The following is a 13579-nucleotide window of genomic DNA, read 5'->3' as shown; positions in this document are numbered from 1 at the left end:
CCGGAGACGAAACCGATAGTACTGGTCGCCTTAATCAATAAGTTTTAACCATGCATCTGCATAGCCGACCAACCATAAAGGCGACCAGTACCTTACGGTAACTTCTGACCGTGTCGTTAATAAAGCAAGCCTAGTATCCGTTCGCGCAGCGTCAGCGAAAGCCGATACCGTTGGGTGGAGTTGGCTTGAAGCCTACACGCTCACTCGTTCGCGAAGCGGCTCTGTAAGAGCAGAGTCAGTGTAGGAGTATGTCACGGAGTCAAGGCGTCAGTTGGAGAGTTTGAATGTCAGCAGTTTCCGATTAGCTAAGACCGCGCTTATGCCCCACACCTCAATGCGCAGCATGAGTGTGGAATGAATCGCGGACAGGATATGCATGGATCAAAGGATAGAGCTATCAAACTCCTAATCAACTCAGATGAAGTCATTCCTCTGGGATTGGCCTCTTGTTCCAGTTGTCTTTTTTCAAAATCGGTAATCCTAATTGTTAATTTTTTATCTTTGATTTGACCGTACGTATAATATAATATTACTAGGTCGATAAACAAGAGGGCAAGTCAAATGAGGCTCGCGTACCAGTACCGGCTAAAACCGACAAAATATCAGCAAACTAACATAGAACACTGGCTATCAATGCTGTGTGCTCAATACAATTACTTGTTGGCGGCTCGATTCAGGTGGTACGAAGAAAATCGTTGCTCAATTAATGCTTGCCCTCTGGTCTGTCATCTTCCCGAATTAAGAGACAATCCAGATTATTACTCCCAGAAAAAGACTTTACCCGATCTCAAGAAGACTCATCCTTGGTACAAAGATATCCATTCCCAGGTACTTCAGGATGTAGTTAAAAGAGTGAAGTTAGCTTTTGACAGGTTTATCAAAGGTGACAGTAACGGGAAACGGAGCGGCAGACCCAGGTTTAAAAAACAACACCGTTACCGTACCTTCACTTATCCCCAAATGAAGGAAGGGTGTTTGGAGGACAACCTAATCAACCTACCCAAAATAGGAAAAATAAAGGTTATACTGCATCGCCCTATCCCTGATGGATTCAAAATAAAAACAGCTTCGATCACTAAAAAGTGTGATGGGTATTACCTGGTATTGTCCCTAGAAGATAAAACAGTCCCCGAGATTAAACCTGACATTAATCCTGACTCAATAGTTGGTATTGATGTTGGCCTTAAAGATTTCTTAACTACATCTGAGGGGGAGACGATCAAGATCCCCCAATATTACCGAAAGGCTCAAAAAAGACTAAGGGTTATTCAAAAGAGAGTATCTCGACGTAAGAAGGGAGGTAGCAACAGACTTAAGGCTATAAAGCAACTTGGTAGGCAGCATAAAAAAGTATCAGACAAGCGAAAAGATTTCCATTTTAAAACAGCAAACTACCTGCTATCAAAGCATGATGTAATCGCTCATGAAAAACTAAACGTAAAAGGAATGGCTAAGTCCCGACTGGCATTATCTGTGTTGGATGCGGGATGGTCAAGCTTCCTGACAATCCTAGCAAGCAAAGCCGTTCGCGTAGCGTGGCCTACGGCCTTGAATGCTGGCTTGTTAACGATTCCAGTAAGCCCCAAAAATACTTCACAGAATTGCTCTAATTGTGGCAATAAAGTCCCTAAAAAGCTGCATATTCGGTGGCACGATTGCCCCCATTGTAGATGCAGCCTAGACCGCGATCATAATGCGGCAATTAACATCAAAAACAGAGCGGAAGGGCAGTCCGTTCTTAAAGCCCAGCGCCTCCTAAGCGATAGCCGGATTGGCGCTTGTTGCCTACACTGAACCTGCAAGGTCAGTGTAGGAGCTGTCACGGCATGAGTTGTTACCCTTAAGCTAATCTCTAATGAGGCGATTAAGTATAAATTACTATGGCATCTGCTACCCTCAAATATGCTTATTTCCCCGGCTGTGTTGCTCAAGGAGCCTGTGGAGAACTATACCAATCTACGTCAGCCTTAACCCAAGCGCTAGGAATTGAACTGATTGAGTTGAAAAAAGCTGCTTGTTGTGGTTCTGGAACCTTCAAAGAAGATTCCCAACTCCTAGAAGACACTGTTAACGCTCGCAACATCTCCCTAGCTGAGGAGCTGAATCTACCCCTGTTAACCCATTGCAGCACCTGTCAGGGAGTAATTGGTCATGTAGATGAGCGTTTAAAGGAATTCCAAGAGACCGACACCGGTTATGTGGAAAAAGTGAATGGCTTGCTGAAAAAAGAAGGCTGTTCTCCTTACAAAGGCACTACAGAAGTCAAGCATTTACTGTGGGCATTGGTGGCAGATTACGGCATGGAAGCCCTAGCAGCACAAGTGAGTCGCAAGCTAACTGGACTCAAGTGTGCTGCATTCTATGGTTGTTATTTGCTGCGAGCTCAGACATCCATCCCCTACGATGACCCAGTGCATCCAGAATCGATGGAAACTGTATTTCGCACCGTAGGAGCAACACCTGTATATTACCGAGGTCGTACTCAATGTTGTGGTTGGCCAATTTCTAGTTATGCCACAGAACAATCCTTCAAGATGGCAGGGAGCCATATTCAGGAAGCCTTGGATGCTGGCGCAGACTGCATGGTGACCCCTTGTCCGTTGTGTCATCTTAATCTGGACTCCCGTCAACCGGAGGTAGAAAAGGTGATTGGGCGTCAGTTAAGGTTACCAGTATTGCATTTACCCCAGTTAGTTGCCCTAGCCCTAGGGGTTAGTCCAAAACAACTGGGTTTAGAACGGCACGTGGTTTCGACCGCACCTGTACTAAAGAAGTTGGGTCATACTTGACTAGTTATAGGGCTACGCGCAAGGGCAACAGGCAAGAGGCAAGAGGCAAAAGTTTACGTGCATTAGCGTTTCAGCTTATATCAATGTCCTAACTTTAATGGGTAGTGCTATATCATATCCCTGATCGGGTAATGGGTAATTGGTAGTTAACGATTACCCATTACCCATTACCCATTACCTTTTGTATTTGCCAGACAGAAAAGCACCCCCTCGGGGGTGCCTCATCAGTTACCATCAACAGCAGCCAACTGCTGATGGAGGGATTTCAGTCTCAACTATAAACTGTTGTATCTAAGCTGATGCTTCGGTTTCAACCGGGTAAACGCTGACTTTTTTTTGGCTTTTACCCCTTCTTTCAAAAGTGACTATGCCATCAGCTATTGCAAATAGGGTGTCATCACCGCCACGACCAACATTGGTACCAGGATGAAACTTAGTACCTCGCTGACGTACCAAGATGTTGCCAGCCTTCACAAACTGACCACCGTAGCGCTTGACCCCTAGGCGTTTAGAATTCGAGTCACGACCGTTACGAGTACTTCCTGTTCCTTTCTTATGAGCCATAATGTTCCTTTATATTTCAGTGTTTGTACGGGAATTTTGAGGGAATTTTGCCCTCTCCACAGGTCTGAGGGATAAAAATAACATACCTATCAAACTGTAGACGAGGGGAATCAGGCTCCTAACTGGTTTCTATCCCCGCCGCTATGGCATAGGAGGTTTCCACTGGGGAGCTGATTCAAGCATCCTTACCTATTATCTAAACTATTCCGGATCAACTATTCCGCAGCAGTTTCAGAGGATTCCTGAGTTGCTGGTGCTTCAGTTGCTGGTGCTTCAGTTGCTGGTGCTTCAGTTGCTGGTGCTTCAGGGGCAGTTTCTGCTGAGACTGGTGCTTCCTCTGCTTTGGAAACCGAGGCGAGCACAGAACCATTCATACTAATAGCATCAATCATCAGACGGGTTTTTTCCTGTCTGTGTCCCCGCTTCTTGCGAGTTTTCTTCTTGGGCTGCATTTTGTAGACGATGATTTTGCGATCGCGAAAGTGTCGCATCACCGTTCCTTGTACGGTTGCTCCTTCAACTAAGGGCTGACCGATGCTGATTTCACCATCATGATTAACGAACAGGACTTTGTCGATGGTGACATTTTGCTCTGGTTCAACGTGCAGTAGTTCGATGTCGTAAAAGCGACCGGGTTCTACTCGCAGTTGCTTACCACCAGTTTCGATAATTGCGTAGGTCATGGATTTTTTGTTCTAGAGTTGCCGTACAGGTAGCTGGTTAGTGTTTGTTCCGATGGATAGGATTTCGTGCTTGTGCCAGCTTTTGCTATGCCTTCACCTGATCCGAGCAGGAAAGTACACGTAATCTATTATTATCTTTGATTAGTTAGTCTTTGTCAAGACCATAACCGTGAATTCTGACAGCAAATCTACCAGTAGGGTCACCCTAATACTGATCAGATTTGCTGTCCAGTTTTTGGTAAGTCCTGGTAAATTTGTAAAGAAGTATTGCTAAAAGACGTTGAGACTAGATCATATTTTTTTCAATTTACCCACTCTAGCTCTAGCAGCAAACAACTCGGTTCTAACTAACCTCACCGCTATTGTTAACCAAATCTTAAATGGCATATCCAATGTACTCTTCTTTAGCATCAGTGGTATGCCACTGATTGTCTTGTGGCTAGTCTGTGGTAGCCTATTCTTCACCTTCCGGATGAACTTCATAAACATCTGGGGATTTCGACACGCCATTGATATAGCCTTAGGCAAATACGAGCAACCCAACCAAAACGGTGAAATCTCTTCCTTTCAAGCTCTATCAACTGCCCTATCCGCTGGTGTTGGACTCGGTAGCATTGGCGGTGTTGCCTTTGCCATCAGTATCGGAGGACCAGGAGCTGCGTTCTGGATGACCCTTGCGGGGTTATTGGCCATGAGCAGTAAATTTGTAGAATGTACCCTGGCTCAAAAATATCGAGTGGTCAGACCAGACGGAACTATAGCTGGTGGTCCAATGTATTACCTCTCGGCTGGTTTAGCGGAAATGGGATATCAAAAACTCGGCAAAATTGTCAGCCTGCTCTTCTGTATCTTTGCCATTGCTGGGTCATTTGGTGGTTCGAGCATGTTTCAAGCTAACCAATCCTTTGAAGTAATGGCCAGCGTAGTCCCCTGGCTGATGAATCGAGGCTGGCTTTATGGGTTAATTCTGGTTGCCCTAGTGACATTGGTGATTATTGGTGGCATTCAACGTATTGGCTTAGTGGCTGGTACCATCGTACCCGTCATGTGTGGGATCTACATTTTGACATCCCTCTGGATTCTGATTGTCAATTTTTCCAGCATCCCATCTGCAATCGAAACTATTGTGACAGAAGCCTTCTCTCCCCAAGCCGTTGAGGGAGGTTTGATTGGGGTGTTAGTACAGGGATTAAGGCGTTCAACCTTTACTAATGAGGCAGGTATTGGTACATCTGCCATTGCTCACGCCGCTGCCAGGACTGAGGAACCAGTGCGAGAAGGCATTATAGCCCTACTCGAACCCTTTATTGTTACTGTGGTCATCTGCAATATGACTTCTCTAGTAATAGTCATCACTGGAGTATACAAAAATTCTGAGTTTGCTGAGTTCGGTGGTGCCGAAATGACCGCCGCTGCTTTTGGTAGTGTCATTAGTTGGTTTCCCATCCTCCTAGCAATATCTGTGTTCTTTTTTGCTTTCTCTACTATGATTTCATGGAGTTACTATGGTGAAATCTGTTGGGATTATTTGTTTGGTTCGAGAACGTTAATTGTCTACAAAGTATTATTTTTGATCACCATCTTTATTGGAGCTGTGGCTAATCCAGAAGCAGTCATTAATTTCAGTGATAGTATGCTTTTTTCTATGGGTTTACCTAATCTTTTCGGTGCTTACTTCCTCTGTAGCAAAGTAGCCACTGAACTTAAAGACTATAGGGATCGCTTAAATGCTGGAAAAATAGTTCCCGTAACTCAATCTTCCTAGAAGATTAGTATTTATAATATTTTTAAACAAGCCATAGGAGTCAATAATCTATGAGCTTATTTGCCACGGACCGTGTACTTGTACCCATTGATTTTTCTGAAACCTCCTTTGAGGCTTTAGAAAAAACAATAGACTTTGTCAAGGATGCATCTCATCTATACGTTATCCATGTCCTACCCCCTCTCAACCCTGGTGAACCGGGAGTGATGTGGCGTACAGTAGATAGCCAGACCCGTAAATCCCATGTGGAAAAGGTACTTTATGAAAGATTCAAGGAACCTCAATACCAAGGCATTCATGTCCAGATCACCATCGGAAATCCTGCCTCAAACAGAGAAATAACGAGCGAGAGTTAGCCACCTAATTCATTGGGTGGCCGGGGAGCGTACCGGGATTTATCCCGGCTCTCGTGTTATTTGCCTTTTTGATTCTCTATGTACTTTTTTACTGTCTCTGTGAAGCGCGTTTCCAGTGGTCGAGCAAAGGTAACTAGGAGACCAAAGAGTTGGGAGTTTTAACAATTCAGGGAACTCCCTTCTGAGATGGTGAGAAGCTCGCCCTTTTACTATGCATGATTATTACCGACGGGGCAAAAGTAGGATCGACCTCCAAGAACATGTGAACATGATCTGGCATTATCTCGCTTTGCAATCAACCGCCAGTTGTTATCTTTACATAACTCGAAAATAATTTCTTGCAACCTCATTTTTAGTCCTCCTATCAGTACATATTTTCTTATTTTTTATACAAAAAAAATAAGAATTTAGTAGTGTTAACGAGTGAAAAATTTTTCTAAAAATATTTAGATTTTTAATCGCCATAAATGTTGACAATTGCTGTATATTAAAGATATCCTATATACAAGGAGGTGACAACAATATGTATGGCTGTCAGCAACATTTAATAACTACAACACCTGAGAATCAAGCAGTTATAGAGTTCATCTGCTCAGAGGCCAACAAGCTGACCAATTGCGGAATATATTATTGCCGTCAAATGTTGTTTAAGGTTGGCAAATATCTCAATAACGCAGAATTGGACAAAATAATGAAGAGCAATGTCCATTTTAAAGCGATGAGATCAGCTTGTGCCCAACAGACATTACATGGAGTTATTGAGTCTTTCAAGTCTTACAAAGTCCTCAATAAGTTGTATGACAAAGGGCAATTGACTGACAAGCCTAGAGTCCCAAAGTACCGCAAAAAGGGAGGTCTAGCTGTAGTTAGTTATCCCGCTCGGTGGGTGAAACTAGTAAAAGGTCAACTCAAATTTCCCTTAGGGAAGCAGATGAAAGCCTGGTTTGGGATTGACCATTTTTTACTGCCAATGCCATCTAATATTGATTTCAATACAATCAAAGAATATCGGTTTGTCCCTAGGAATAGCTGTTTTTATTTGGAGTTTGTATATGATAGGCCAAGTCCTGACCCAGTAATACCGACAAGTAATGTTTTAGGTATCGACCCAGGTCTCAACAACTGGTTAACCTGTGTCTCTAACGTGGGGAAGTCTTTCATTATAGATGGCAGAAAAGTCAAATCTCAGAATCAGTGGTACAACAAGCGTGTTACCGCGATCAAAAAAGGAAGACCTCAAGACTACTGGGATAAACGATTGGCTTCTTTGACCGAAAAGCGCAACCGACAAATGCGCGATAACGTGAACAAAGCTGCTAGATTTATTGTTAACTGGTGTCAAAGACACCAAATCAACACAGTAGTTTTTGGCTGGAACAAGCGTAACAAAGACAGCATTAATATTGGAAAAAAGAATAATCAGCAGTTTGTGCAAATTCCTACTGCTAAGTTAAAGAATAGAATTGAACAACTGTGCATTGAATACGGCATTAAGTTTGTCGAAACCGAAGAGAGTTATACGAGCAAAGCTAGTTTTTTAGATAATGACTTCCTACCTGTGCTTGGCGCGAAACCTGTTCGCGTAGCGTGCGCCAAAGCGCAGGGGTGGGAGGCAAGTGGAAAGCGAGTAAAGCGTGGACTTTATCGGTCTGGAAAAAGCGAACTGATAAATGCTGACTGCAACGGAGCTGGCAATATTTTAAGAAAAGTAGTGACACAGCTAGGGTTTCCCCTAGCCGAGGTCAGTAGAGCAGCATTGAACCTGCCACAACGATACAGACTGAATTATCTTTCTAGATCGTATCGTGAAGCGTCACGGAGCGTGGTTTTAACCCGCGAAGCGACATCGGCTTAGAATCCCCGTGTTTTCAAACCGGGGAGAGTTCAAATCATCGACTACGCCAGGGAACAAGCTATTGACCTGATTGTGATCCCATCTCATGGCTATACGGGTCTGAAACGATTTGTTTTGGGGTCAGTAGCTGAGCGAGTCGTTCGATTTTCCCATTGTCCAGTGCTGGTTCTGCGACGGTAACTCTAACAGTGATTAAATTTTTTTAATTTGCTTTGGGGCATTCTGGGGAAAATATAGAAAATAGATTTAATATCTGTCTATATTGAGAACTCTACCGTTGAATCATAATGAAGTGCTATCTTGCTGCTGCCATTCAAATGACTAGTTCCCCTGACCTAGAACAAAACCTAGTTCAGGCAGAAGAACTGATCGACCTAGCCGTGCGTCGTGGTGCTGAGCTGATCAGTTTACCAGAAAACTTTTCTTTTCTTGGTACAGAGGAAGACAAAATTACCCATGCTGATGCGATCGCAGAGCAAAGTGAGCAATTCCTAAAAACTATGGCGCAACGGTTCCAGGTCACGATCCTTGGTGGTGGCTTTCCGGTACCAGTGGGTAGTAGTAAAGTCTACAATACTGCCCTACTCATCGGTTCGAGTGGCAATGAACTAGCTCGCTACCATAAAGCTCATCTATTTGATGTTAACCTTCCTGATGGAAATACCTATCGAGAATCAGAGACAGTTAAGGCTGGAACTGAACTACCAAAGGTCTACTCGTCCCCAGAATTCGGCAATTTGGGACTATCTGTGTGTTACGATGTCCGATTTTCGGAACTCTACCGACACTTATCCCAGAATGGAGCGGATGTATTGTTTGTGCCTGCTGCCTTCACCGCCTACACTGGCAAAGACCATTGGCAAGTTCTGCTCCAAGCTAGAGCCATAGAAAACACTTGCTATGTGATTGCCCCAGCCCAAACTGGTCGTCACTATGCCATGCGCTACACCCATGGTCATGCTATGATAGTGGACCCTTGGGGGGTAATCTTGGCAGATGCTGGAGACACACCAGGAGTTGCGATCGCAGAAATTGACCCAAACCGTCTCCAACAAGTCCGCCAACAGATGCCTTGTCTAGAACACAGAGTATTTGTTTGATTAGTTCTTAGTTATTTTATTAGTTATCAGTCTTTCTTAACCTGAGTTCTCGATAAAGTTGGTTATGTCGAACTCAGGTCATCACTAAAAACTAACTACTAATGACTAGCAACAGCCACAGCAGATTGAGGCCAACGCCCTACGGCTTGACCGATTACCGCCAATTCTTTCACCAACTCATCAAACCGATTCGGTGTCAAGGATTGTGGTCCATCAGACAGAGCTTTAGCGGGGTTGGGGTGAACTTCGATCATCAACGAATCAGTTCCAGCTGCGATCGCAGCTTTTGCCATAGCTGGAACATATTCAGACTTCCCTGTGCCGTGACTGGGGTCAATCATAATCGGCAAGTGAGTTAGGAGTCGTAAGACTGGCAGTACTGAAAGATCTAGGGTATTCCGGCTGTATTTACGGTCAAATGTCCGAATTCCCCGTTCACAAAGAATCACATTAGAATTGCCCGCTGCTAGGATATATTCAGCAGCCATCAACCACTCATCAATAGTTGCTGACATGCCCCGCTTCAGGAGTACTGGCTTATCTTGAGCCCCCACTTTTTTCAGTAGGGCGAAATTCTGCATATTACGGGCACCAACTTGCAGAACATCTGCTACCGTACCAATTTTATCCACATCAGCCGTGTCCATCACTTCGGTAATGATGCCCAAGCCACTTGCTTCCCGTGCCTTGGCTAGCAAATCCAAGGCACTTTCCCCATGACCCTGGAAGGAATAGGGGGATGTCCGGGGTTTGTAGGCACCTCCCCGCAAGAACTTTGCTCCTGATGCCTTAACCCTGCGTGCTGTTTCCACGATCATGTCCTCGTTTTCCACGGAGCACGGACCAGCAACAATCACCAAGGGATGGTGTTCACCGAATACCACTGGCCCATTGGGCGTTGGCACTAGCACCTCACTGGCTTCCCCGTGACGATACTGACGGCTAGCCCGTTTAAACGGTTGCTCTACCCGCAGTACCTGTTCTATCCACGGACTAATTTCCTGAATTTGTAGGGGGTCTAAAGAAGCGGTGTCACCGACGAGACCCAACACCACTTTATGCTTACCAACAATTTTTTCTGGAGTCAGCCCCCATTGACTAAGTTCCTGGCTAAGGCGAGTCACCTCGACTTCTGGAGAGCCTACCTTCATGACTACTATCATAAAAAAAATCCTCGTGAGTTTATAAACCCCGCGTCTAATGACCGGGGATGAAAAACGAGCCGACTAAGAGCCGATTAATTGGTTGTACATGTAAACAAATATAATTCTAAGGCTGAAACCCAAGATTTCCCTTAGAGTGTCTCATACAACTAGATTCTTAACAGCTTACGGATTTTAGCCCCAGTCTTGGAATGTGGGTGGGAGATGGTCGAGTTCCTACCCTTTGCTGTTGACAGAGTGCTTTCTTATTCTATAGAACACTTTCTTGCTTTAGATATGCCTTTTTGGCTTATATTTATATTTCAATAATCGCTCTGGTCTGCTTGAAGCAAAATTTTGAGCAAATTACCTTTGTAGAATCTTGGATTTAGGCGGAAGAACGGAAAAAATATAACTAATCAATATAACAGTTAATTAACATAACAAGTTTTTTGCCCAGGTTAGTTAGGAAGCGAAAAAGTGCTTCCTACCTGGTGACCTTATCCCCAAACCGAGACCATAGGCTCCCCAAAGGGTTAACTCTTTGTCTTAGCAGCACGCCATGCTGATGTCAATCTGCCTAGGTTAGTGGTGAACTCTTGCCAACCAAAAAAGGTTCCTGGTGTATCTTCCTCCCACGAAGCAGAAAGAACACCATAGCTCAACCCCAACACACCTAGACCAAAGCATCCCATACTCACCAGAATCACTGCCACATGGGGTAACTCTACCCCAACCTGTGTGATCAATAAATAGCTAACCACAAATGTAGCTATCCCTAAGAAACTGGGAATACCACACATTAGAGCCATCCGACGCACCATCCGTTTACTGACCACATCGGGGATTGCCATTGAGTCATTTGAGGCAGCCGTTGGCTTATCTTGCTTCTTATCTTGCTTCTTATCTTGCTTGACAGTAGTTTGACTGGGTTTTTCCTTTGGAGTAGCTTGGGGATTTGTTGATGAATTTTGGGCTTTAGGGTTCTTTTTGCGCTTTTGACGTGGTTCAAAAGGCAATCGCTCCCGTGACGGTTCAGTAGACATACACTCTTTTCCACTAGGGTCCGTTCAACTAGGGTCTAACCCCGAATACCTAAGCGCTCAATCAAGTTTTTATACCGTTGTTGATCGTCTTGACGAATATAGCTAAGTAAGCGCTTGCGGCGACCGATCATCTTTAATAATCCCCGTCTAGAGGAGTAATCTTTTTTGTGGCTTTGTAGATGGAGACTCAATGTATTGATACGCTCAGTCAGGATAGCCACTTGCACCTCTGCCGAACCAGTGTCAGTTTCATGAACCTGGTAGCCATTAATAATTTCAGTTTTACGTTCTTGAGTTAGACTCATTGATAAAGTTTAATTAGTATAAGTCAACAGTTTTATATTCTATCACCATCAACAAGGGATTCAATTCTCCGAGGCTGGGGGATTTTGATGGTTAGCTGAGCGCCGCCTATCTAACCACTGTTGTAGGATGATAGCAGCAGCGTGACGGTCAATCAGTCCTTTATTGTGGGTAAGCGATCGCTTACTCGCCTTGAGTCGCGATTCAGCCTCCCAAGAGGTAAGCCGTTCATCGATATACTCTAGCGGCAGCTGAAGTGCTGTGGCTAATCGCCTAGCCAATTTTTGCACCTTTCGTGCCTGGAAACCCAGGGTTCCATCCATCGAATAAGGTAAACCTACCACCAGTACCTGCACTTCTCTGGTTTCAACTAACTCTCGCAGTTGGTCAACATCCCGTTGAAAGGAGGTACGCTCAATGGTAGTTAAACCAGTAGCAATCAAACCAGTCCCATCACAACCCGCCACACCAATACGTTTGCTTCCCAAATCCAATCCCAGTGCTGAAATTCTTTCCATCGTTTAAGCTCCTATGCTATCCATTTTTAGTCAAAGAGCGAATTTTGGAAATGGCACATTAGGTATGAAGCTTTCTTACATTAGCTATAACCCAACTTGGGTACTCTAACTACTTCTGTGGTGAAGATTTAACCGATACCCTCTCCTCTTGAGAGACTACACTCTTAGACTGAGAAACCCCAATAGAGACCTTTTTCCCCTTAGCACGGTGTTTCTTCGATGGGGATTGTGACCAGGATATGCGGCTGGGGATTGGGGTTCGGGCTGGCTGTAGCCCCTGAAGCACATCCGATAACTCAAACGTAACAGACTTGGTTTCCCGCAACTTATGCCAGACGGAACGGGACATCAGTAGAGTGTGCTCAATCCGTTCTGCTCCGAGCTCAGCTAGATATTCTTCGTGCTCCGCTTCATAGTCAGCCGTTACCAGATGTAGGGATTGGGAAGGAAGTTTTTGGGCAATCCGTGCTATTTGAGACAGTAACTCTGGATATAGGTAATTGTAGGCTGGATGAACTGTTAACTCAGCTGAGTTGGTACGGTTACCATCACGGCACAGTCGCAGGCGAAAATAGCCAACAGCGACTTTACGCTGTGGTTCAAATACATAGGCACTGATCACTTCATTATGATTTAGCCACTGCCACAGTGAATCAATGATTTTCCGTGACATACTGGTTTGAAAATCCTGGATATGGCGGTCAAAAACCTTACGCACTATTGGTGGCATTGATGCCGTATCCAGCTGATAGAGCAACTGAGCATCTGCGTTACTGACAGGCAACAGGTTCGGCAAATCTGGTTCACGAACCGCCAATTTTTCCAGCAGTGTTGGCTCAATGACCCAGTAGGTCATCTGAGCTAGGGGCTGGAATCCGTTTTGCCGATAAAGAGCCAGTGAACTTTTATGATTGATATTGACTTCCAATAACCAAGTTCGCGCTTGCCAAATTTTTTCAAAGCAATGGCGCAACAGAGCCGAGCCAATGTCTCTAGTTGCCAGGGTGTTACTCACTCTAAGAGTGTTGGCATCAACTAACACCTGCTCAACCCGCCAAGTACTACGGGTGTGATTAAATGGGGAAATTTTGATCAGTCCGCGCAGCTTTTGGAGTTGCTCAGCCACATAGATACAAAAGCTGTACTGATAGGGGTTGGGAAACCAACTCAAAAACTTCAGCAACCAATACCAGCGTCTAACGTGCTTAAGTGGCTGTTGGTCAACTGATGGGTAGATCTTACTCTGCCCATCAGTTGCCTGTTGCACTAGCGTCTCTATTGCTGCCAAATCATGGTATTGAAATGGGCGGATCAAGTTCTTCGGGTTTTCCGAGACAGGTGAAGTCATTTTGGGTACGGATGCCATGAAGCTGCTCGCTCTGTTTGACCCATGTTCTTGCGCTGTAACCTACATTTGCAAGACTAGGGTTACTGCCAATATATTAGCTATTTTCCCAT

The 13579-nt window shown here is 44.6% G+C and carries 15 protein-coding genes and 1 pseudogene; 7 read left to right on the top strand and 9 right to left on the bottom strand.

Annotated features, from left to right (window positions below; translation table 11 throughout):
• The first annotated feature begins 561 nt into the window (after nt 1-561).
• Together BJP34_RS31815 and BJP34_RS31810 are read left to right on the top strand one after the other, a co-directional pair.
• Nucleotides 562-1794 (top strand): RNA-guided endonuclease InsQ/TnpB family protein, encoded by a 1233-nt coding sequence (locus tag BJP34_RS31815; RefSeq protein ID WP_070395799.1) that lies wholly within the window; start codon nt 562-564, stop codon nt 1792-1794.
• A gap of 86 nt (nt 1795-1880) precedes the next feature.
• A complete protein-coding gene (locus BJP34_RS31810) occupies nt 1881-2789 on the top strand; it encodes a CoB--CoM heterodisulfide reductase iron-sulfur subunit B family protein (RefSeq protein WP_070395798.1) in 909 nt (302 codons plus the stop codon).
• Nucleotides 2790-3080: 291 nt separating this feature from the next.
• Here the strand turns inward: BJP34_RS31810 and rpmA are convergent, their stop codons facing one another.
• Complete coding sequence (gene rpmA / locus BJP34_RS31805; protein WP_070395797.1) at nt 3081-3353, bottom strand: 50S ribosomal protein L27; 273 nt, start codon at nt 3351-3353, stop codon at nt 3081-3083.
• Nucleotides 3354-3568: 215 nt separating this feature from the next.
• On the bottom strand, nt 3569-4036 hold the full coding sequence (gene rplU, locus BJP34_RS31800) for a 50S ribosomal protein L21 (RefSeq protein ID WP_070395796.1): 468 nt from the start codon (nt 4034-4036) through the stop codon (nt 3569-3571).
• Nucleotides 4037-4316: 280 nt separating this feature from the next.
• On the opposite strand from rplU, the gene BJP34_RS31795 reads away from it, so the two are divergent.
• Together BJP34_RS31795 and BJP34_RS31790 are read left to right on the top strand one after the other, a co-directional pair.
• Nucleotides 4317-5801 (top strand): alanine/glycine:cation symporter family protein, encoded by a 1485-nt coding sequence (locus tag BJP34_RS31795; RefSeq protein ID WP_418904084.1) that lies wholly within the window; start codon nt 4317-4319, stop codon nt 5799-5801.
• Nucleotides 5802-5851: 50 nt separating this feature from the next.
• Nucleotides 5852-6157, top strand: coding sequence for a universal stress protein (locus BJP34_RS31790; protein ID WP_070395795.1), 306 nt, complete (start codon nt 5852-5854; stop codon nt 6155-6157).
• A gap of 39 nt (nt 6158-6196) precedes the next feature.
• On the opposite strand, the gene BJP34_RS50605 is transcribed toward BJP34_RS31790, so the two are convergent.
• Both BJP34_RS50605 and BJP34_RS50600 read right to left on the bottom strand, forming a co-directional pair.
• Complete coding sequence (locus BJP34_RS50605) at nt 6197-6322, bottom strand: hypothetical protein (RefSeq protein WP_418904083.1); 126 nt, start codon at nt 6320-6322, stop codon at nt 6197-6199.
• 1 nt (nt 6323) lies between these two features.
• Nucleotides 6324-6419 carry a hypothetical protein gene (locus BJP34_RS50600; protein WP_418904082.1) on the bottom strand — a complete coding sequence of 32 codons (96 nt, stop codon included), beginning with the start codon at nt 6417-6419 and terminating at the stop codon, nt 6324-6326.
• A gap of 261 nt (nt 6420-6680) precedes the next feature.
• Here BJP34_RS50600 and BJP34_RS31785 point away from each other — a divergent pair, with 261 nt between their 5' ends.
• The 3 genes and pseudogenes from BJP34_RS31785 to BJP34_RS31780 all read left to right on the top strand — a co-directional run bounded on the left by BJP34_RS31785 (nt 6681) and on the right by BJP34_RS31780 (nt 9112).
• The gene (locus tag BJP34_RS31785; protein WP_149031282.1) at nt 6681-8012 is read left to right on the top strand and encodes an RNA-guided endonuclease InsQ/TnpB family protein; all 1332 of its coding nucleotides are present in this window, start codon (nt 6681-6683) and stop codon (nt 8010-8012) included.
• Nucleotides 8013-8039: 27 nt separating this feature from the next.
• Nucleotides 8040-8192: pseudogene (locus BJP34_RS37905) on the top strand (universal stress protein); the annotation flags it as partial.
• A gap of 107 nt (nt 8193-8299) precedes the next feature.
• Nucleotides 8300-9112, top strand: coding sequence for a carbon-nitrogen hydrolase family protein (locus tag BJP34_RS31780; RefSeq protein WP_070395794.1), 813 nt, complete (start codon nt 8300-8302; stop codon nt 9110-9112).
• 98 nt (nt 9113-9210) lie between these two features.
• On the opposite strand, the gene aroF is transcribed toward BJP34_RS31780, so the two are convergent.
• The 5 genes from aroF to BJP34_RS31755 form a co-directional block, all read right to left on the bottom strand.
• Nucleotides 9211-10275 (bottom strand): 3-deoxy-7-phosphoheptulonate synthase, encoded by a 1065-nt coding sequence (gene aroF, locus BJP34_RS31775; protein ID WP_070395793.1) that lies wholly within the window; start codon nt 10273-10275, stop codon nt 9211-9213.
• Between the two features lie 515 nt (nt 10276-10790).
• Nucleotides 10791-11300, bottom strand: a complete 510-nt coding sequence (locus BJP34_RS31770) for a PAM68 family protein (protein ID WP_070395792.1) — start codon at nt 11298-11300, stop codon at nt 10791-10793.
• Between the two features lie 35 nt (nt 11301-11335).
• Nucleotides 11336-11605: a 30S ribosomal protein S15 gene (gene rpsO, locus BJP34_RS31765; RefSeq protein WP_070395791.1), complete on the bottom strand. Its 270-nt coding sequence runs from the start codon at nt 11603-11605 to the stop codon at nt 11336-11338.
• A gap of 60 nt (nt 11606-11665) precedes the next feature.
• The gene (ruvX, locus tag BJP34_RS31760) at nt 11666-12121 is read right to left on the bottom strand and encodes a Holliday junction resolvase RuvX (RefSeq protein ID WP_070395790.1); all 456 of its coding nucleotides are present in this window, start codon (nt 12119-12121) and stop codon (nt 11666-11668) included.
• Nucleotides 12122-12230: 109 nt separating this feature from the next.
• A complete protein-coding gene (locus BJP34_RS31755) occupies nt 12231-13487 on the bottom strand; it encodes a GNAT family N-acetyltransferase (protein ID WP_083305448.1) in 1257 nt (418 codons plus the stop codon).
• Nucleotides 13488-13579 lie beyond the last annotated feature (92 nt).

The organism is Moorena producens PAL-8-15-08-1, assembly GCF_001767235.1.
Lineage (GTDB): Bacteria > Cyanobacteriota > Cyanobacteriia > Cyanobacteriales > Coleofasciculaceae > Moorena > Moorena producens_A.
The sequence above is the reverse complement of the archived record's forward strand: the minus strand, read 5'-3'. Positions and strand labels throughout refer to the sequence as shown.